The 390-nt window shown below is 56.9% G+C and carries 1 rRNA gene; it reads left to right on the plus strand.

Features of this window, described 5'->3' with window-relative positions:
• A 16S ribosomal RNA gene (locus JHD63_RS23055) occupies positions 1 to 390 on the plus strand; the annotation flags it as partial.

Below are 390 nucleotides of genomic sequence, written 5' to 3' on the forward strand. Positions count from 1 at the left end.
GCCTAACACATGCAAGTCGAGCGGTAGCACAAGGAGCTTGCTCCTGGGTGACGAGCGGCGGACGGGTGAGTAATGTCTGGGAAACTGCCCGATGGAGGGGGATAACTACTGGAAACGGTAGCTAATACCGCATAACGTCTTCGGACCAAAGTGGGGGACCTTCGGGCCTCACACCATCGGATGTGCCCAGATGGGATTAGCTAGTAGGTGAGGTAATGGCTCACCTAGGCGACGATCCCTAGCTGGTCTGAGAGGATGACCAGCCACACTGGAACTGAGACACGGTCCAGACTCCTACGGGAGGCAGCAGTGGGGAATATTGCACAATGGGCGCAAGCCTGATGCAGCCATGCCGCGTGTGTGAAGAAGGCCTTCGGGTTGTAAAGCACT

Source organism: Xylophilus sp. ASV27 (assembly GCF_016428875.1).
GTDB lineage: Bacteria > Pseudomonadota > Gammaproteobacteria > Burkholderiales > Burkholderiaceae_C > Xylophilus.